The organism is Glaciecola sp. XM2 (assembly GCF_018595715.1).
Lineage (GTDB): Bacteria > Pseudomonadota > Gammaproteobacteria > Enterobacterales > Alteromonadaceae > Glaciecola.
The window spans coordinates 62,943-83,727 of sequence record NZ_JAHEOJ010000026.1 but is presented as its reverse complement, the minus strand read 5'-3'; the positions used below and the strand labels follow the sequence as shown (position 1 = coordinate 83,727).

17 protein-coding genes are annotated in these 20,785 nt (G+C 44.9%); 13 read left to right on the top strand and 4 right to left on the bottom strand.

The features are described from left to right. Positions 1–67: 67 nt before the first annotated feature. On the top strand, positions 68–559 hold the full coding sequence (locus tag KJ365_RS13955) for a hypothetical protein (RefSeq protein ID WP_214452295.1): 492 nt from the start codon (positions 68–70) through the stop codon (positions 557–559). A gap of 23 nt (positions 560–582) precedes the next feature. Here KJ365_RS13955 and KJ365_RS13950 read toward each other — a convergent pair whose 3' ends face one another. After that, positions 583–999, bottom strand: coding sequence for a DUF3429 domain-containing protein (locus KJ365_RS13950; protein WP_214452294.1), 417 nt, complete (start codon positions 997–999; stop codon positions 583–585). An 89-nt stretch (positions 1,000–1,088) separates the two neighbouring features. After that, positions 1,089–2,369 (bottom strand): citrate synthase, encoded by a 1,281-nt coding sequence (locus KJ365_RS13945; RefSeq protein ID WP_214452293.1) that lies wholly within the window; start codon positions 2,367–2,369, stop codon positions 1,089–1,091. Between the two features lie 429 nt (positions 2,370–2,798). On the opposite strand from KJ365_RS13945, the gene sdhC reads away from it, so the two are divergent. The 9 genes from sdhC to glnS all read left to right on the top strand — a co-directional run bounded on the left by sdhC (position 2,799) and on the right by glnS (position 14,542). Beyond that, the gene (gene sdhC, locus KJ365_RS13940) at positions 2,799–3,173 is read left to right on the top strand and encodes a succinate dehydrogenase, cytochrome b556 subunit (RefSeq protein ID WP_214452292.1); all 375 of its coding nucleotides are present in this window, start codon (positions 2,799–2,801) and stop codon (positions 3,171–3,173) included. Then, positions 3,167–3,514 (top strand): succinate dehydrogenase, hydrophobic membrane anchor protein, encoded by a 348-nt coding sequence (gene sdhD / locus KJ365_RS13935; protein WP_214452291.1) that lies wholly within the window; start codon positions 3,167–3,169, stop codon positions 3,512–3,514. The genes sdhC and sdhD overlap by 7 nt, the downstream gene beginning before the upstream one ends. Before the next feature lie 2 nt (positions 3,515–3,516). Next, positions 3,517–5,289: a succinate dehydrogenase flavoprotein subunit gene (gene sdhA / locus KJ365_RS13930; RefSeq protein ID WP_214452290.1), complete on the top strand. Its 1,773-nt coding sequence runs from the start codon at positions 3,517–3,519 to the stop codon at positions 5,287–5,289. A 14-nt stretch (positions 5,290–5,303) separates the two neighbouring features. Further along, the gene (locus KJ365_RS13925; protein WP_214452289.1) at positions 5,304–6,014 is read left to right on the top strand and encodes a succinate dehydrogenase iron-sulfur subunit; all 711 of its coding nucleotides are present in this window, start codon (positions 5,304–5,306) and stop codon (positions 6,012–6,014) included. A gap of 201 nt (positions 6,015–6,215) precedes the next feature. After that, the gene (locus tag KJ365_RS13920; protein WP_214452288.1) at positions 6,216–9,041 is read left to right on the top strand and encodes a 2-oxoglutarate dehydrogenase E1 component; all 2,826 of its coding nucleotides are present in this window, start codon (positions 6,216–6,218) and stop codon (positions 9,039–9,041) included. Positions 9,042–9,050: 9 nt separating this feature from the next. Beyond that, a complete protein-coding gene (gene odhB, locus KJ365_RS13915; RefSeq protein ID WP_214452287.1) occupies positions 9,051–10,535 on the top strand; it encodes a 2-oxoglutarate dehydrogenase complex dihydrolipoyllysine-residue succinyltransferase in 1,485 nt (494 codons plus the stop codon). A gap of 137 nt (positions 10,536–10,672) precedes the next feature. Continuing rightward, positions 10,673–11,839, top strand: coding sequence for an ADP-forming succinate--CoA ligase subunit beta (sucC, locus tag KJ365_RS13910; protein ID WP_214452286.1), 1,167 nt, complete (start codon positions 10,673–10,675; stop codon positions 11,837–11,839). Next, entirely contained in the window at positions 11,839–12,711 is an 873-nt protein-coding gene (sucD, locus tag KJ365_RS13905; protein WP_214452285.1) for a succinate--CoA ligase subunit alpha, read from the top strand. Before sucC ends, sucD begins: the two co-directional genes overlap by 1 nt. Positions 12,712–12,877: 166 nt before the next feature. Next, positions 12,878–14,542 (top strand): glutamine--tRNA ligase, encoded by a 1,665-nt coding sequence (glnS, locus tag KJ365_RS13900; protein ID WP_214452284.1) that lies wholly within the window; start codon positions 12,878–12,880, stop codon positions 14,540–14,542. Positions 14,543–14,615: 73 nt separating this feature from the next. On the opposite strand, the gene KJ365_RS13895 is transcribed toward glnS, so the two are convergent. Then, entirely contained in the window at positions 14,616–15,377 is a 762-nt protein-coding gene (locus KJ365_RS13895; RefSeq protein ID WP_214452283.1) for a YciK family oxidoreductase, read from the bottom strand. A gap of 258 nt (positions 15,378–15,635) precedes the next feature. On the opposite strand from KJ365_RS13895, the gene KJ365_RS13890 reads away from it, so the two are divergent. Both KJ365_RS13890 and sohB read left to right on the top strand, forming a co-directional pair. Continuing rightward, positions 15,636–18,251 (top strand): VolA/Pla-1 family phospholipase, encoded by a 2,616-nt coding sequence (locus tag KJ365_RS13890; RefSeq protein ID WP_214452282.1) that lies wholly within the window; start codon positions 15,636–15,638, stop codon positions 18,249–18,251. A 140-nt stretch (positions 18,252–18,391) separates the two neighbouring features. After that, entirely contained in the window at positions 18,392–19,429 is a 1,038-nt protein-coding gene (gene sohB, locus KJ365_RS13885; RefSeq protein WP_214452281.1) for a protease SohB, read from the top strand. Between the two features lie 90 nt (positions 19,430–19,519). Here sohB and KJ365_RS13880 read toward each other — a convergent pair whose 3' ends face one another. Next, positions 19,520–19,918, bottom strand: a complete 399-nt coding sequence (locus KJ365_RS13880) for a hypothetical protein (protein WP_214452280.1) — start codon at positions 19,916–19,918, stop codon at positions 19,520–19,522. Positions 19,919–20,016: 98 nt separating this feature from the next. On the opposite strand from KJ365_RS13880, the gene KJ365_RS13875 reads away from it, so the two are divergent. Then, positions 20,017–20,784: a Nif3-like dinuclear metal center hexameric protein gene (locus KJ365_RS13875; protein WP_214452279.1), complete on the top strand. Its 768-nt coding sequence runs from the start codon at positions 20,017–20,019 to the stop codon at positions 20,782–20,784. Position 20,785: the final 1 nt, after the last annotated feature.

Sequence of the window (20,785 nt, the reverse complement as noted above, 5' to 3'; positions counted from 1 at the left end):
AAGTTGAGCTTATCATTATATCCGCCCGAGTGCTGCTCACTGTGAATAGTGAAAAGAAGGTTAAAAGATGAAATATGTTTCGCTTGTGATAATGGTATTGCTGATAACGGCATGCCAAAAAGGCCCTCAGCCAATGAGTATTAGTGCTGCGACTATTAGCAATGTGTCTGCTACTGAGAGCTTAGACAGTAATCGTTATCAGCACCTTATTAATCTTAGCTTTGATTATGAAATAAAAAGCGATAATGAACAAAGCGACGCCAATCGCTACTTTTGCACAGTGCAGTTTGTGCATAAAGAAGACGGTAAAAGTTTTACTAACCGAAGTATTTTAAATGAAGATGGCACACCATTTTGCAAACTGCTTCCGGGTCAAGGAAATATGAGTATCCTATGGCCTGGCGTGCTAGATCACGCTAGTGAAAATGAGGTAAATCTCCGAAATCTTCACTTGCCGGTACAATACTTTGTCGCGATTCATCAGTATACAAGCAAGCCAGCGAGTATCATCATTGCTAGATCAGAGGTCCTTAGCAGTAAAATAACGCGCGTACCTTAAAATCATACTAAGGTACTTGCGGTTTAAATAGATGCCATGAACAAGTGACAAATCACGACAATGGTTGTCAAAATGGTGCGCAAAAACGTGTAGTCAATCAAGATATCCTTTTCCAAGGCCAATACGTATTTATCATACATAAGCATGCCAATGTAGGTAATGGAAAGCACGCTAAGCAAAAGATATCCGTCTAGAAAAACAAGTGATGACCAACCTACGATGCTCGGTAGCATCGCCACATATAGTTGGTGGTTTTTACGGCGATTTTGTAATGCGTCTAGCCAGTGGATACCACCAAAAAACGACAGAATTATCGTCGAATATTGAATGAAATAAGTGTATCCCTGATAGTAATATATCTGCCCCGTTAAAATCAGAATAGGTATTCCAATAAACGGTAATAATCCGGCGTAGCCTAAGAGTTTTGCGGCATTATGCATGGTGCTCTTCTTTTTTATCGCGTGTTAAAAACACGTATATGTTAAACAAAAAAAGCGCGATAAACGCGCTTTTCTTTATCTTTTTACCATCACTTTTTAAGCGGCGTATATTCGCGCTTGCTGTGACCGGTGTATAGCTGACGAGGACGGCCAATTTTCTGACCTGGTTGACTCATCATTTCGTGCCAATGTGAAATCCAACCTACCGTTCTTGCTAAAGCAAAGATACACGTAAACATGTTCGTTGGAATACCAATTGCACTAAGCACGATGCCTGAATAAAAATCTACGTTAGGGAAGAGTTTCTTTTCAGCAAAGTATGGGTCACTCAACGCGATACGCTCCAGTTCCATTGCAACATCTAACAGCGGGTTGTCAACGTTTAGCTCAGCTAATACTTCATGACAGCTTTCACGCATTACGGTTGCGCGTGGATCATGGTTTTTGTAAACGCGATGGCCAAAGCCCATTAGACGGAACGGATCGTTTTTGTCTTTTGCACGAGCAATAAACTCTGGAATACGGTCAACGCTGCCAATTTCTTCTAGCATTTTTAAACATGCTTCGTTAGCACCACCGTGCGCCGGCCCCCAAAGAGAAGCGACACCCGCTGCGATACATGCGTATGGGTTAGCACCAGATGAACCCGCTAATCTTACAGTAGATGTAGAGGCGTTTTGTTCGTGGTCAGCATGCAAAATGAAGATGCGATCCATGGCGCGCTCAACAGCAGGCGTGATTTTGTAATCTTCCGCAGGTACAGAAAACATCATGTTTAGGAAGTTAGCTGCGTAGCTCAAATCGTTGCGTGGATACACAAACGGCTGACCTACATTGTATTTGTAGCACATTGCTACAAGCGTTGGCATTTTCGCAATCAGTCTATGTGCAGAGCGCTTGCGTTGCTCTGGGTCTGATACGTCTAAGTCGCTATGGTAAAATGATGATAGCGCGCCTACGGTGCCGCACAGCATCGCCATTGGATGCGCGTCGTTTCTAAACCCATGGAAGAACATGTTGAGCTGCTCATGCACCATTGTGTGGCGCGTGATGGTGTGTTTAAACTCTTGATACTCTTCTTCCGTTGGTTTTTCGCCGTGAAGTAACATGTGGCACACTTCAATGTAGTCTGAGTCGCGCGCTAAATCTTCAATAGAGAAACCACGATGGAGCAAGATGCCCTTAGCGCCATCAATAAAAGTAATGGACGATTCGCATGATCCTGTTGCCATAAAACCAGGGTCGAAAGTAAAGTAGCCTTTGCTGCCAAGTGCTCTAACATCAATCACTGGATGTCCTTCCGTTCCTTCTATAATCGGGAACTCGATTTCGACATCACCTGCTTTTAATGTGGCCATCTTTTCTGACATAAAATACTCTCCTAAGTTGAGGAATCCGATTAAACGGATAAAGTGCGCAATTTGTTCACAATATGGTGGAAATTGTCCAAATTAGTGCGAAAAGTGGCGATATTCTTAACTTAAAGCACAGTGAAGTCAATTTAAATGCATATCTGCTTAATATATATTCTCTATAATCTACATCGATACTCGCCTATAAAGAATTCTTTACGACCAAAGTTCTAGCATGCAACATTTAATTGCTATTCGCGATTTGCATTGTTATATTCAAACCCCCTGAATTATAAGGGTTATTTTGTAATAACTTTATAAATTCTTGTTCACAATTAGTTAACATTTACAGGTGTAAATGCGTAATACACACACAACCAAAGTAGAATATCTCGAAGTGCTTGCTTTGTGGTATTTCTATAAGGAAACAACAACAGGCGTTTTATTGTGAAAAAACAAAGACCAGTAAATCTCGATTTAACCACAATCAAATTACCATCTGCCGGCAAGGCTTCAATTCTTCACAGAGTAACAGGCGTAGCAATGTTTTTTGCATTGTTATTCGTTATTTGGGCATGGGCCACTTCTTTGGCATCTGCCGAAGGCTTTGCTCTTGTCGAGAGTGTGATGGGCGGCATTCTAGGTAAGATTGTTGCGATAGGTACCTTATCGGCACTTTCTTATCATATTCTCGGTGGCATCCGCCATGCAGTCATGGACATGGGTTACTGGGAAGAACTCAAGTCCGGCAACCTAAGTGCTGATATCACTATCGGCGTATGGATTGTATTAACTATCGTGATAGGAGTGGTATTGTGGTAACAAATCAAGCATCAATGAAGCGCGACGGTATTCAAGATTACGTCACCCTTAGAGCAAGTGCCGCGGTCATCGCTGCGTTCACGTTCTACATGGTGTACGTTTTTATTTCCACCGAAAATATGACCTTTGAGATCTGGCAGGGTATCTTCTCTTCTATATATATGAAAGCATTCACGCTTGCCGCGCTAGTAGCAATTATGTTGCATGTGCGCGTTGGTCTTTGGCAGGTGCTGACTGACTATGTTAAACCGTATCGCTTAAGAGCAGCGTTGCAGTTTGTATTGAATTTAATCGCCTTTGCTTATGTTGCGGTTGGCTTATTTGTATTGTGGGGTGTTTAAAGATGACTTTACCAGTTCATGAATTTGACGCAGTAGTAATTGGTGCTGGCGGCGCGGGAATGCGTGCGGCACTGCAGATTTCTCAATCTGGTCGCTCTTGCGCATTATTATCAAAAGTGTTTCCTACCCGTTCGCACACGGTATCAGCGCAAGGCGGTATTACCGTCGCGTTAGGTAACTCCCATGAAGATAACTGGGAATGGCACATGTATGACACCGTTAAAGGGTCAGATTACATTGGTGACCAAGAAGCCATTGAATATATGTGTAAGACCGGCCCAGAAGCCATTATCGAAATGGAAAATATGGGATTACCTTTCTCTCGTTTTGAAAACGGAAAAGTATATCAACGCCCATTTGGCGGTCAGTCTCGTAACTTTGGTGGCGAGCAAGCAGCGCGCACAGCGGCGGCAGCAGATAGAACCGGCCACGCCCTGTTACACCTTCTATATCAGCAGAACGTAAAGAACAAAACAAAAGTATTCAGTGAGTGGTACGCGCTAGATTTGGTGAAAAACCAACAAGGCCAAGTAGTAGGTTGTACTGCTATCGATATTGAAACCGGTGAGGTAGTTTACTTTAAATCACGCGCGGTTGTTTTGGCGACCGGTGGTGCAGGACGTATATACGCTTCTACTACTAACGCTCACATCAATACCGGTGACGGTGTTGGTATGGCGATGCGCGCTGGTGCTCCTGTTCAAGACATGGAAATGTGGCAGTTCCACCCAACGGGTATAGCTGGTGCAGGTACGCTTGTGACAGAGGGTTGTCGCGGTGAAGGTGGTTACTTGCTGAACAAAGACGGTGAGCGCTTCATGGAACGTTACGCACCAAATGCTAAAGACTTAGCCGGGCGCGATGTTGTTGCTCGTTCGATGATGACTGAAATTCGTGAAGGTCGCGGCTGTGAAGGTCCTTGGGGCACTCACTTGAAATTGAAGCTTGATCACCTCGGTAAAGACGTACTTGAGTCGCGTCTACCAGGTATTTTGGAGCTTTCTCGCACATTTGCTCACGTTGATCCTGTTAAGGAGCCGATTCCTGTCATTCCTACTTGCCACTATATGATGGGTGGAATACCTACCAATGTTGATGGTCAGGTAATTAGCATCGATAAAGATGGCAACGAATCACAAATCGATGGTTTATTCGCATGTGGAGAGATAGCTTGCGTATCTGTGCATGGTGCAAACCGCTTAGGTGGTAACTCATTGCTCGATTTGGTTGTATTCGGTCGTGCAACTGGCTTGCATCTTGGCAAGAGCCTTGATCAAATCGATATTAAATCTGACGCTTCTGAGTCAGATCTTGAAGGCGCAATGGCTCGCTTTAATCGCTGGGAAGGTTCTGAAGTGGGTAAAGGTGAAGACCCGGTTCAAATCAAGAAAGATATGCAGAAGTGTATGCAATTAAACTTCTCTGTATTCCGCGAAGGTGAAGCGATGGCTGAAGGCCTCAAAGAGCTTAAAGAAATTAAAGAGCGCTTAGCGCACGCTCGCTTGGACGATAAGAGCAGCGACTTTAATACTCAACGTATTGAGTGTTTAGAGCTAGACAACTTAATGGAAACTGCATACAGCACTGCTGTGGCAGCAAACTTTAGAACAGAAAGCCGCGGCGCACATAGCCGCTTCGACTTTACTGAGCGTGATGATGAAAATTGGTTATGTCACTCAGTGTATCTGCCAGAGTCAGATTCAATGAGAAAACGTGATGTAAACATGGCACCGAAGTTGAGGGAAGCATTCCCTCCGAAAGTGCGTTCGTACTAATTAGGAGTAATCTGATGCAACTTACTTTTTCAATTTATCGTTATAACCCAGATGTAGACGATGCCCCACGCATGGAAGATTACCAGCTTGAGGTAGAAGAAGGCCAGGACATGATGGTGCTTGACGCGCTTATTGCGTTAAAAGAAAAGGACCCGTCACTTTCGTTCAGACGCTCATGCCGTGAAGGCGTATGCGGCTCTGACGGAATGAACATGAACGGTAAAAACGGCTTGGCATGTATTACGCCACTATCTGCGCTAGGCAAAGGCAAAATTGTTGTTCGCCCACTACCAGGCTTGCCTGTTGTGCGCGACCTTGTCGTTGATATGTCTCAGTTCTACACGCAATACGAGAAAATCAAGCCGTTTTTGATTAACGATCAAAAGCAACCGCCAGCAAGAGAGCATTTGCAAAGCCCTGAAGACCGCGCAAAGCTAGATGGATTATATGAGTGTATCTTGTGTGCATGTTGTTCCACTGCATGTCCATCGTTCTGGTGGAATCCTGACAAGTTCATCGGGCCTGCGGGCTTGTTACATGCCTATAGGTTCTTAGTAGATAGCCGTGATACAGCAACCGACGAGCGTTTGGGCGATCTTGATGACGCGTTCAGTGTTTTCCGTTGTCACGGCATCATGAACTGCGTGAGTGTATGTCCAAAAGGATTAAACCCAACAAAAGCAATTGGCCATATTAAGTCAATGTTGTTGCAACGAGCTGTATAATTGACAGTGTTGAACGGTTAAATACCTCATATAAAATGGCCACTCTGCAAAGAGTGGCTATTTTTTTTGCAATTAGACCATTTTTTGCAAATTTCTTTACCACTATAGTGGTAGGAGATTTAAAAAGAAAATTACTTAGAATACAATAGCATTTGTAATATAGTACCTTTCGTTGGTTAATGATGATATCAAGGCTAAATAATGCAAAATAGCGTGATGAAAGCGTGGTGGGATTCGTCCCATATGGCAGGCGGCAATGCTTCTTATGTCGAAGAACTTTATGAAATCTATCTAAGCAATCCCCAAGACGTTCCTGAAACATGGAAATCTATTTTTGACGAACTTCCTAAAGTCGATGGCGTGAGTGTTGAAACTAACCACTCCGATATTCGAGAAGAGTTTAAGAGAATGGCCGCGCTTGGCCCAGCTGCTCGCATGGGCGGTGGTGGATCTGCACAAAACGATATTCCCACTGATGAAAGACAGGTTAAGGTACTGCAGCTGATAAATGCTTATCGTTTCCGTGGTCATCAGCATGCTAATTTAGACCCATTAGGGTTATGGCAACAAGAACGCGTTCGCGACTTAGAGCTTTCACATCATAATTTAAAAGAATCAGATTTTGAAACCATCTTCAACTTAGGTTCATATGCGGTAGATGCTGAAAAGATGAAGTTGGGTGATTTGTTTAAATCACTAAACCGCACGTATTGCGGTTCAATCGGTTCTGAATACATGCACATTACCGATACTGAGCAAAAACGCTGGCTTCAGCAACGCATAGAATCGGTAGAAGCTAAGCCGGTTATTAGCCGTGATGAAAAAATCAAAATATTAAAGGGCCTGGTAGCAGCTGATGGTATGGAAAAATACCTTGGAGCGAAGTTTACTGGTGCCAAGCGCTTCTCACTTGAGGGTGGCGATGCATTGATTCCAATGTTAAAAGGCCTAATTACTGAGGCCGGTACCCAAGGCGCTAAAGAGGTCGTATTGGGAATGGCGCATAGAGGCCGCTTGAATGTACTGGTTAACGTTCTCGGTAAAAACCCCTCTGTATTGTTTGACGAATTTGCGGGCAAGCACGACGATTCACTCGGTGCTGGCGACGTAAAATATCACGCAGGCTTCTCTTCAGATTTCGCAACTCCTGGCGGTAACGTGCACTTGGCTTTGGCATTTAACCCATCGCACTTAGAAATCGTTAACCCGGTGGTCATGGGCTCGGTACGCGCGCGTCTACAACGTCGTAATTGCACCGATGGTTCAGCAGTATTACCTATTACTATTCACGGTGACTCAGCTATTGCAGGGCAAGGCGTGGTGCAAGAGACGTTCAACATGTCTCAAACACGCGGCTTCTCGGTGGGTGGAACGGTACGCATTGTTATTAATAACCAAGTGGGCTTTACAACGTCTAAAACCGAAGATACCCGCTCTACGCAGTATTGTACCGATATTGCTAAAATGGTGCAGGCGCCAATTTTCCACGTTAATGCCGATGACCCTGAAGCGGTATTGTTTGTTACCAAACTCGCATTAGATTATCGCAACAAGTTTAAGCGTGATGTCGTTATTGATTTAGTATGTTATCGCCGTCACGGGCACAATGAAGCCGACGAGCCAAATGCAACTCAGCCGTTGATGTATCAAAAAATTAAAAAGCATCCTGTTCCTCGCCAAGTGTATGCCGATCAGCTTATTGCAGAGGGTACTATTGATGCCGCTGAGGTTGAGCGTTTAATGGCGGAGTATCGTGCAGCGCTTGACCATGGTGCTTGCGTGGTAGATGAATGGCGTCCGATGACAGAGCACTCAGTAGATTGGACACCGTTTCTTGGCCACGACTGGGATGCTGAATATAACGGCAAACTCAGCACCGATGACATGAAAAAGTTAGGCGAAGCCCTAACGAACATCCCTGAAAGTCATCGCTTGCAATCTCGAGTGAACAAGCTTTACAAAGACCGTGTGGCAATGGTTGAAGGTGAACGTCTACTCGATTGGGGTATGGCAGAAAACTTAGCGTATGCCTCTATCTTAAAAGAAGGGACCAATATTCGTATTACCGGTCAGGATTCTGGTCGCGGTACGTTTTTCCATCGTCATGCGGTATTGCACGGTCAAGATAGTGGTGATGAATATATGCCGCTCAAGCACATTAGCGATGACCAAGGTAATATCGAAATATACGACTCGGTGTTATCCGAAGAAGCGGTGATGGCATTTGAATATGGCTATGCAACGGCAGAGCCTGCAACCTTAACCATTTGGGAAGCCCAGTTTGGTGATTTTGCAAACGGCGCCCAAGTTGTATTTGATCAGTTTCTTTCATCTGGTGAGGCTAAGTGGGGCAGGTTATGTGGCCTTACAGTGTTGCTTCCTCATGGCTATGAAGGGCAAGGGCCTGAGCATAGTTCGGCACGCTTAGAGCGTTTCTTACAAATGTGTGCTGACCATAACTGGCAAGTTTGCGTGCCATCAACCCCAGCGCAAGTTTATAATATGTTGCGTCGTCAATCGGTCAGACCAATGCGTCGTCCGCTGATTGTGATGTCTCCTAAGTCGTTACTGCGTCACCCGTTAGCAGTAAGTAGCATTGACGAGTTGGCAGCGGGCGTATTTTATAACGTCATCGATGAGATTGATGAGATAAAGCCGAAATCGGTTAAGCGCGTGGTAATGTGCTCAGGCAAGGTATATTACGATTTGTTAGACCAACGCCGTAAAAATGAACAAGACGATGTTGCGCTCGTGCGTATAGAACAGCTTTATCCATTCCCGCAAGAAGAGATGGCGAAAGTAGTTGAAAAATACAGTCATGTGAAAGATTGGGTATGGTGTCAAGAAGAGCCGCAAAACCAAGGCGCATGGTACTGTAGTCAGCATCACTTCATTAACTCAATACCGTCTGATGCAAAGCTGACTTATGCGGGTAGAAAGGCTTCGGCTTCTCCTGCGGTTGGCTATGTATCTGTCCACAATCAACAACAAAAAGCGTTGATTGAAGACGCACTCACACTTAAATAAGGAACCCCAATGGCACATGAAATCAAAGTTCCAGTTCTTCCAGAGTCGGTTGCAGATGCAACGATAGCCACTTGGCATGTGAAAGCGGGTGATTCTGTCACGCGAGATCAAAATTTAGTCGATATTGAAACAGATAAAGTTGTTCTAGAAGTTGTTGCTCCTTCTGATGGGGTGATGGGTGACATTACTGCCGAAGAAGGCGCAACAGTAATGGGTGAACAAGTCATTGGAACCATAGAAGAAGGAAAGGGCGAGATGTCGTCAAAAGAACCAGCAAAAACTGAAAGCGAAGCCCCAGCAAGTGATGCCGGTGGCGCAGAAACCGAAATTAAGGTGCCGGTATTACCGGAGTCGGTTGCCGATGCAACGATTGCTACTTGGCATGTACAAGTAGGTGAGGCAGTGTCTCGTGATCAAAACCTCGTTGATATTGAAACTGACAAAGTGGTACTAGAAGTCGTTGCACCAGCGGATGGCTCGTTAAAAGCGATCATCGCCCAAGAGGGTGAAACGGTTACGGCTGAAGCAGTTATTGCCACCTTCATTGAAGGTGCTGGCGCAAGTGCTGCGCCTGCTCAAGCAGACGCTCCAAGTGACAGTGGTGAGGCAGATACCGATGCGTTATCGCCATCTGTCAGAAGACTGCTAGCTGAAAAAGACATTGATCCTAGTGCTGTGAAAGGCTCTGGAAAAGGTGGACGTATCACCAAAGAAGACGTTGAAAAACATCTTAAAGGTGCCCCAGCGCCAGCGAAAGCGGCACCAGAATCTGCACCGGTCGTTGCAGTCGGTGAACGTACTGAAAAACGCGTGCCAATGACGCGTTTACGTAAAACCATCGCCAATCGCTTGTTAGAAGCTAAAAACTCAACAGCCATGCTAACAACCTTTAACGAAGTGAACATGAAGCCCATTATGGACCTTCGCAAGCAGTATCAAGATAGCTTTGAGAAGCGTCACGGTATTCGTCTTGGTTTCATGTCGTTTTATGTAAAAGCGGTAACCGAGGCGCTAAAACGCTTCCCTGAAGTAAATGCTTCACTCGATGGCGATGATATTTGCTATCATAACTACTTTGATATTTCGATTGCTGTCTCTACCCCACGTGGTCTTGTGACACCAGTGTTAAAAGACACCGATACGTTGGGTATGGCGGGCATCGAAAAAGGTATCAAAGAGTTAGCCATCAAAGGTCGTGACGGTAAGTTGTCATTGGCAGAGTTACAGGGCGGAAACTTCACCATTACCAATGGCGGCGTCTTCGGCTCGCTAATGTCTACGCCAATCATCAACCCACCTCAAAGTGCTATCTTGGGTATGCATAAAATCCAAGATCGTCCTATGGCTGTTGATGGGAAAGTAGAAATTTTACCAATGATGTATCTAGCGTTATCGTACGATCACCGCATCATTGATGGTAAAGAATCGGTCGGCTTCTTAGTGACCGTGAAAGAAATGTTGGAAGATCCAACTCGCTTGTTATTAGACGTTTGATACTTTGGTCTGAAACGAGCGCTTTAGATGATACTTAAGGTATCATCGTCAGTGTCGCAGGTTTGAAATATAGCCTGCGTCGATTATCAGGGCCACTATGTTTGGCCCATCACTCAACAAAAATTGGATAAATCACCATGAATTTGCATGAATATCAGGGTAAACAGCTATTCAAAGAGTACGGCTTGCCTGTATCTGAAGGATACGCTGCTGATACTCCCCAAAGTGCTGTTGAAGCAGCCGACCGCATTGGCGGAAACGAATGGGTAGTTAAGTGCCAAGTGCACGCAGGCGGTCGCGGAAAAGCTGGCGGCGTTAAGCTTGTTAAAACTAAAGACGAAATTAGAACGTTTGCACAAAATTGGTTAGGCAAAAATCTTGTCACTTACCAAACAGATGAAAACGGTCAACCTGTTACGCGCATCCTTGTTGAGACTTGTACAGATATCGCCCAAGAATTGTACTTAGGCGCAGTTGTCGATAGAACTTCTCGTAAAATTGTATTCATGGCCTCTACAGAAGGTGGTGTTGAAATTGAGAAAGTAGCTGAAGAAACACCTGAGAAAATCCTAAAAGCAGAAGTCGATCCGCTTGTAGGTGCACAACCTTATCAGGCAAGAGAAATTGCTTTCGCCCTTGGCCTTAAAGGTGTTCAGATTAAGCAGTTTACGCAGATCTTCTTAGGCCTTGCGAAGATGTTTGAAGACTTGGATATCGCACTAATCGAAGTTAATCCGCTAGTGATTAAAGCAGACGGTGATTTACATTGCTTAGATGCAAAGCTCGCGGTCGACAGCAACGCTTTATATCGTCAGCCAAAAATGCGCGACATGCACGATCCTTCACAAGAAGATGAGCGTGAAGCGATTGCAGCAAAATGGGAGCTTAACTACGTTGCCCTTGATGGAAACGTAGGCTGTATGGTAAATGGCGCAGGCCTGGCAATGGGTACGATGGATATCGTTAATTTGCACGGCGGTAACCCTGCTAACTTCCTAGACGTTGGTGGCGGCGCAACGAAAGAGCGTGTAGCTGAAGCGTTTAAAATCATCCTATCTGATTCTAATGTAAAAGCAGTATTGGTAAATATATTTGGCGGTATTGTACGTTGTGACATGATTGCTGAAGGTATTATCGGTGCAGTTAAAGAAGTAGGTGTTGAAGTGCCAGTGGTAGTTCGTTTAGAAGGCACCAATGCAGAACTCGGTCGCGAAGTGTTAGCCGGCTCTGGATTAGATATTATTGCAGCTGAATCTTTGTCGGATGCAGCGCAGAAAGTCGTTGCTGCAGCGGAGGGCAAATAATGTCAGTATTAATTAATAAAGATACGAAAGTAATCTGCCAAGGTTTTACTGGTGGACAAGGTACATTCCATTCTGAGCAAGCGATTGCTTATGGTACGCAAATGGTTGGTGGTGTAACACCCGGTAAAGGTGGTACAACTCACTTGGGTTTACCTGTGTTTAACACCGTTAAAGACGCAGTTGCAGCCACTGGCGCGACTGCAACGGTTATCTACGTTCCTGCACCATTTTGTAAAGATTCAATCGTCGAAGCCGCTGATGCTGGCATTGAACTGATTGTATGTATTACCGAAGGCATCCCAACTATCGACATGTTATACGTAAAAGAATATGTCGATGGCAAAGGCGTGCGCATGATTGGTCCTAACTGCCCGGGTGTTATTACCCCTGATGAGTGTAAGATTGGTATTATGCCAGGTCACATTCATAAGAAAGGTAAAGTAGGTATTGTATCTCGCTCTGGTACATTGACTTATGAAGCGGTTAAGCAAACCACTGACGAAGGTTTTGGTCAATCAACGTGTGTTGGTATTGGCGGTGACCCAATCCCTGGTTCAAACTTTATCGACATATTAGCCTTGTTCCAAGAAGACCCTGAAACTGAAGCGATCGTGATGATTGGTGAGATTGGTGGTACTGCTGAAGAAGAAGCGGCTGCCTACATCAAAGCTAACGTAACTAAGCCTGTTGTGTCTTACATTGCTGGTGTAACTGCACCTGCTGGTAAGCGTATGGGCCACGCCGGAGCAATTATTTCTGGAGGCAAAGGTACTGCTGACGAGAAGTTTAAAGCATTGGAAGATGCTGGCGTTAAAACGGTTCGTTCACTTGCTGAAATAGGTAAAGGATTGCGCGAGATTACCGGTTGGTAATTAACGCTTTTCTAAGCGATTAAAAAAATCCGCGTTTATCGCGGATTTTTTGTATTTGCAGTATACAAAAACCAAAATAATCAACAAAAAGCCATGATGAAATTTGTGTCGGGGTGATATACTTTGCTTATTACCTGAACTACATTCGCAAAAGGATATACATTCTATGGCCGAGACTGCGCCACGTCCGTCCAACTTTATTCGTCAAATCATCGATAAAGACTTGGCCTCTGGCTTACATTCAAGCGTTGCTACACGCTTCCCGCCTGAGCCAAATGGTTATTTACACATGGGGCATGCAAAATCGATTTGCTTGAATTTTGGTATCGCACAAGATTACCAAGGAACCTGTAATCTGCGCTTTGATGATACCAACCCTGATAAAGAAAACATCGATTACGTCAATGCAATAAAGCAAGATGTTAAATGGCTCGGGTTTGAGTGGGCAGGCAAAGAACGTTATTCCTCAGATTATTTTGATGCTCTGTATGGCTATGCGGTTGAGTTGATTGAAAAGGGCTTAGCATACGTTGATTTTAGCTCTCCTGACGAGGTCAGAGCCTTGCGTGGTACCTTAACTGAGCCAGGTCAAAATAGCCCATACCGTGATACCACTCCTGAAGAAAACCTCGCTCACTTTGAAAAGATGAAGGCTGGTGAATACAAAGAGGGCTCTTGTAGCTTGCGCGCTAAAATTGATATGGCGTCTGCGTTTATGTGCATGCGCGATCCGGTCATTTATCGGGTAAAGTTTGCGCATCATCACCAAACTGGGGATAAGTGGTGCATCTATCCAATGTATGACTTTACGCATTGTATTTCAGACGCAATTGAGGGGATCACGCATTCTTTATGTACGCTAGAGTTCCAGGATAATCGCCGTTTATATGACTGGGTGATTGAAAATATCAGCATTGAGTGCACACCTCGTCAGTACGAGTTTAGTCGTCTCAACCTTGAGTACACCGTGTTGAGTAAACGCAGGCTCATTCAATTAGTGGAAGATAAGCACGTGAATGGATGGGATGATCCGCGTATGCCAACCATCGCCGGTATTCGACGTCGTGGATACACTCCTGCTTCTATCCAAGAATTTTGTAAACGGATTGGCGTAACCAAGATGGATAACATGGTAGAGATGAGCATGTTAGAAGCCTGTATTCGCGATGAACTAAATACCGATGCACCAAGACGCATGGCGGTTCTCGATCCAATTAAGGTGGTAATAGAAAACTATCCCGAGGATAAGGTTGAGTGGATTGATGCGGCTAATCATCCAAGCGAAGAGGGCATGGGTACACGCAAAATCGCCTTTTCAAAAACCCTTTGGATAGAACGAGAAGATTTTAGAGAGCAAGCGAATAAGAAATTTAAGCGCCTCGTTTTAGATAAAGAAGTGCGGCTTAGAAATGCTTATTTCCTAAAGGCAAATAGCGTCGATAAAGACCAAAACGGTGAAGTGACTACAATATACTGTACTTATGACCCAGACACATTAGGCAAAGATCCTGCAGATGGCCGCAAGGCAAAGGGTGTTATTCATTGGGTAAGTGCAACAGAAGCGAAGCCAGCGCAGTTTATGCTCTATGACAGATTGTTTACTGAGGCAAACCCTGCTGCACAAGAGGATTTTGCAGGCTGTATTAATGCATCGTCTTTGGTGGTTAAGCACGGCTTTGTTGAACCCGCTTTAGCGCAATCTGAAAACCTTGAACGCTTTCAATTTGAAAGAACAGGTTATTTTTGTGTTGACGAAGAAAGTACACCTGACAAGCTTATTTTCAACCGAACGGTTGAACTGCGCGATACTTGGGCGAAAATTGGTGATTAATTAATCGTTCTTCAATGCTAAAAAGCGCCTTCTAAAGGCGCTTTTTTGTGGTGTTCTATTTACTGTTTAGGTTTTACTTAGGCTGACAGTCCAAGCTTTGGCCAGTAATACCCATGGAATCATCAGCCATCAGATAGGTGTACGTTGCCATAATGTCTTCTGGTGTTTTAAGCAGTAAAGCATCCTCCGCTGGATATGCTTTGGCTCTCATGTCAGTGCGCGTGGCACCTGGATTGATGCAGTTAAATCGTAAACCGCTGTTTTTAAATTCATCAGCAAGCACTTGCATCATTCCCTCGGTAGCAAATTTCGATATGCTGTAGGTGCCCCAGAATGCGCGTCCCACGCGTCCCACGCCAGAGCTAGTAAAAATGACCGACGCCGTTTTGTTATGTTTAAGTAACGGCAATAAAGCCTGTAGCAAATAGAACTGGCTGTTGACGTTAACTTGCATAACGTTGTCATATTCTTTGCTTTTGATTTCAGCAAACGGGCACAATGCGCCTAAGATACCTGCGTTTAGTAATACGCCATCGAGCTTGCCGTACTCTCCATTTATGGTGTCTGCTAAGCCTTGGTAATGTTGAGCGGTAGCGCCTGCCAAGTCCATTGGAACAATGCTTGGCTGAGGATGACCCGCAGCGACAATTTGGTCGTATACACCCTCGAGTTTTTCGACGGTGCGCCCCAAGAGGATGACCGTTGCGCCAAGCGATGCGTATGTGAGCGCAGCGGTTTTACCAATACCGTCTCCAGCCCCAGTCACTAAAATGACTTTGGATTGCAGGGCAGTAGGAGATGGCGAAAAGCTTAAATGGGGTGCTAAATTAGACATAAAAACGCATATGTTGAAAAAAGAGGCGCAAATAGTAGCCCATAATTTGAATTACCTAAAGTATCAGCTAATACTAAACATCATAATTGAGTTTTTTATTACATTACGTTTACAAACACTTTGCAAAGTGCTGATAAAGTCAATACTATAGGCGTTATTAAACTGGTCATACGAGTTACGCTAATGCAAAACGCGTGTTACCAATTATTTTTAGTCACTCAACAAATTAAGCATTCATGGATTGAGTAGGGAGAAAGAATGAAAAAACTGTTAGTAAGCACAAGTATAATCGCAGCATTGGGGCTTGCCGGATGTGGTGGTGGCGAAACCATCGAGGATCTACAAGCTGAAGCGACAGCGGAGAGACCAGCATCAAGAATATTATTCGATCCTACAAATGCTGTGTTGCCGGTGCCTACCGATTTGTTGTTCGCGCTTGCAGGGCAAACACAGGATGGTACGCTAGAATTGCCAGACGAGGTTGAATCTCGATTAGCTAATAACGGCGTTGCCGATTATAGCGATCCAGGTGTTGCATTAGGTGCTCAAGATGGTTGGAGTACGCAGGCTGCGTTTTCGATATCCACAGGACATGCCGCGGGTATTAGTCTTGATGCTGCGTCTGTTAGCACGCCAGGCTCTGTTCGTATATTCAGAGGCGCAATAGGGGGTGATCTTAGAGACCCTGATTGCACAACTGCGTCGCCATTAACAGGTTGTAAGATATATGATGAGCTTACGTTTGGTGTTGACTTTGTTGCTCAGGCATCAGGCAATAACATCAATGTTATCCCATTAAAAGCGTTTGAGGGAGCCACGAGCTATTATGTGGTGCTTACAGACGGTCTCAAAGCAAGTGATGGTCGCGCGTTGAAGGGTTCAACTACGTATGAGTTAGTGCGCCAGCCCATTGCAACTTCTCCTCTTGGATCTGAGTCTCAGCTAGCGCTGCAGGGTTTAGTCAATTCATATGAGAGCGTCTTAGTCAGTCAAGGCGGTGTAGATGCAGACTCTATTATCTACAGCTCTACGTTTACCACGCAAACTACCAGTGACATCTTTAATACCATAAAAGGTTTGCAAATAGGCGGGTTTGCGCAGGCCTTTAGCACTGCATTAGGCCAAGGGGCAGATCTTGCAACTGCTACAGCGGCTGCAGGCCAATTTTTACCTGCAATCTTAGTGGATGCTACGTCACCTCGAACTGCATATGATGTGGTTGCGCCGTTGTTTTTAGGCGCTGATGCTTTTGCTGGCTTACAAGCTGTTGGTCTAGGTAATTGTGCTGGCTTAGTTGGCGCGGCTACCAATCCAGATTCCCCCTTATTTCCAACAGCGTCTTCTACTTTCGCCGCTTTTGGTTTGTTATGCTCAGCAGAAGTGACTGAAGCGACTATTAATCTGCCGTATTATTTAAGCCCAACCGAGCCACTTAGTGACAGCTGGGAAGCAGCATGTACTAATGGCTTAGCCTTACAAGGTATTGGCGCTGAAAATATTCCAGGTCTTATTGCTAATGGAACATTACCTGTTGGTCCATTAAATGACTATTGTCAGACTGCATCTGGCGGTAGCTTATTAGATTTAGACGTATCTGCATTAGGGATTCTTGATAGCCGTCACTTAACGCGCTACAGCCCGATTCCAAAGCCAAAAGGCCGTAATGCTGATGGTACTGAAACCCTAAGTGTTCAAATATCTGTACCTGATGTCGATTTTATTCAAACGCTGGCGGCTATTAATCCCACAGTGTCTGCGATAACAAAACCAGAAGCAGGATGGCCAGTGGTTATTTTGTCTCACGGTATTACCAGCAGTAAAGAAGCCATGTTAGCTGCAAGTGGTGCGCTCTCGTTGGCTGGTTTTGCAACGATTGCAATCGACCAACCTTTGCATGGTGAGCGTGGTTTTGTGTTAGAAGATGGCACAATCATTAACGCGACGAATGGTTTAGGTGGTTCTACTACCGATTACTTCAACCTAGCTAACTTGCTATCATCTCGCGATAATAACAGACAGGCGATCATCGATTTGATTGGTTTAAGATTGGGTGTCAACGCGCTTGTCGACCCATCAGGTTCAGTTGATATCGACGCCTCTAGCGTTTATCTTGCCGGTCAGTCTTTAGGTGCAATAGCTGCGACATCGGCTACCGCAATCGCAAATGAAAGTTTGGCGCAAGTTAATCCAGCGTTAGCGAATTTTGATTCTATGTTTGCGATTAAAGGAGCAGGGTTAAACGTTCCTGGCGGTGGTATCGCTGGTTTCCTTTTAGAGTCTGGCTCGTTTGGAAACCTTGTTAAAGGGTCTTTGTTTGCGGCTACATCACCAGAGTTTCAAGCGTTTTTAGGTCAATTTGCAGCAGAAAATCAGCTACCTCTTGAATCTGCCTTACCAGGTGCGTACGCAGCATTCTCTGCTACGTTTAACGCCGAGCAGCAAGCCACGGCTAACGCTATATTTGCTCAATTTGCATATGCTGCGCAAACAATGCTAGATGCAGGTGACCCAAATACTTACGCCGCTATTCTTGGTGCGCAATCAACGCCTGTTTATATGGCATCGGTAGTCGGTGGTGGTACAAACGACGATGGAAGTACTGCATTACCTGACCAAACCATCCCTAACTTTGTTCCACCGCTTTCTGGAACAGAAGCGTTAGCAGGGTTAATTGGATTGCCGGGCGTGAGCGTTACCACTGAAGGTAACGGCATAGTAAGATTTATAGCTGGCTCTCATGGTTCTTTGCTTGCTCCTGTACCAAGCGCGGCAACGACAGTAGAAATGCAAAGACAACTTGCGCAGTTCTTTGCCACTACTCAAATGGGAACGCCAACGATAGTGGTAACCGACACGTCTGTTGTGGCCAATTAGTCAAGCGCGACTTCGTAAGATGCGCAGAGGCTAACGATATAAAAAGTTTAAGGGTGTGTTTTGTTAAACACACCCTTCTTGTTTTTACAAAAGGCCCCACATCCACTACACACGCCGCTTAAAATAAATGGAGTAAATGTTTGGAGTTTTTATTTGAATACGGGCTGTTTGCAGCCAAAGTGATCACATGGGTGGTTGCTATCTTGATTGTAGTCGGCTTTGTTGTGTCCATGGCGAGTAAGCAAAAGCAACGCCCAGGCAGCTTAGAGTTTGATTCTATTTCAGAGACCTTTGATGACCTAAAGCACCAAGCTGAATCGGTGCTATTAGATAAGGACCAGCTAAAAGAGAAACAAAAAGCAGATAAAAAGGCGCAAAAAGCAAAAAAGGCGAAGAAAAAAGACGCAGATGCCGAAACTGACGCTAAGCCCAACCTTTTTGTGATCAATTTTGTCGGCTCTTCGATGGCCAAAGAAGTAGACTCATTGCGCAAAGAAATCACTGCAGTTTTGTGTGTTGCGCAAGAAGGAGATGAGGTCTTAGTGAATGTGGAGAGTGGTGGCGGTGTAGTGCATGGCTATGGCTTGGCTGCGTCTCAGCTTCAGCGCATAAAAGACAAAGGGCTTAAACTGACCATCAGTATCGATAAGGTAGCGGCGAGTGGCGGCTATATGATGGCCTGCGTGGCTGACAAGATAATTGCCGCGCCGTTTGCAATTGTTGGTTCTATTGGTGTGATTGCACAAATCCCCAACTTTAATAAAATCTTGAAAAAGAACGATATTGATTTTGAAATGCACACGTCAGGAGAATTCAAACGCACGCTGACCTTGTTTGGTGAAAACACTGACGACGGTCGCCAAAAGTTTAGAAGTGAGTTGGAAGAGGTGCACCAGATGTTTAAGGATTTTGTATCCGAACATCGCAAGGATATTGATATCGCCAAGGTCTCAACAGGCGAATATTGGTATGGCACTAAAGCTAAAGCGTTAAATCTCGTAGATGACATCCAAACGTCGGATGATTTTTTGTTGAAAGCGAATGACACCCATAAGCTATATCGATTGAAATATGCGACGAAAAAGACCCTTGCGCAAAAACTGGGTATTGCGGCCTCAGAAGGGGTGGAAAACGTGGTCACTAAAGTGATGAATCAAGCAGGGCGCTGGCACTTTTAGTATTCAGCGAGATGCGCTTACACATTAACGAGCAAACATAAAAAAACAGCACCACGTGCTGTTTTTTTTATTGCGTCTATTCTTTAGAATCTAGCGTGGTGCTCTGCTGCCAGGATTAGCTTCTTGAATCTGCGCAGTATAGAAATCCTTTACAGAGAAGGCGGAAGCTGGCTTCTTAGCTTTCTTCGCAGCGGGTTTCTTTGCTGCAGCCTTTTTAGGCTCTGCTTTTTTTGGTTCAGCTTTTTTCGGTTCAGCTTTTTTAGGCGCTGCTTTTTCTTTGGCAGGTGCTGCCTTTTCGGCCTTTTTAGGTGCTGGTGCACTGCCTGCCATGCTATCGGCTAATTCGTCCAATTGTGCCAAGCGCATGTTTTTACCGCCATCTACGCTGTACCAACCGCCTTTAGCTTCAATCTGAGGCGCTTTACCATTTGCCGCTGTATAAGCAGTGGTGAATTTTTCGATGACGCTGTCTTTATCTAGTTTGCTCATTGAGTAAAATAAACCTTTATTGTTGTAATGATGTTAATATTATGAATGAAACCATAATCTGACGAAAAAGTCTAATTTCTTAGCAAAAGGAAGCGAAATTGCAGCGTGATCAGCTTTTATCGACTCTAAATCAACTATTATCACCTCATTTGGTTAAAGACTATTGTCCAAATGGCCTTCAAGTTGAAGGTAAAGAGGAGATTCATCATATCGTAACTGGCGTGACGGCAAGTCAGGCGCTTATTGACCATGCGATTGCCTTGGATGCCGACGCAATTCTAGTTCATCACGGTTATTTTTGGAAAAACGAGGCTTATAACATCGTGGGAATGAAAAAGCGTCGAATTGCGGCGCTTTTGCAACATGATATCAATCTGTTTGCGTACCACTTACCCTTAGATGTTCACCCAACGCTTGGCAACAATGCACAGCTTGCAAAGCTACTGGCACTAACTGAGGTTACTCCTGTGGTTGATATTGCACCTGAAGGTGTGGTCATGCAGGGGATTTTGCCAGAGGCAATTACTCACGAGCAGTTGAGCGCGCGTTTGCAGCACGCTTTGCATCGTGCACCGGTCAGTGTGGGTGGTAGTGCCCAGATAAAACGCGTTGCTTGGTGCACCGGTGGTGGGCAAGGGTTTATAGATGAGCTGGTAAACCTATCGACAGATGGGTGCGGTATCGACGCTTTTATCTCTGGTGAAATCTCCGAACAAACCACCCACAGTGCGCGCGAGCTCGGCATCGATTATTTCGCCGCAGGACACCATGCTACTGAGCGTTATGGCGTAAAAGCTGTCGGCGAGCACTTAGCTGAAAATTTTGGGCTAAAAGTGAGTTTTGTTGATATTCAAAATCCGGCGTAAG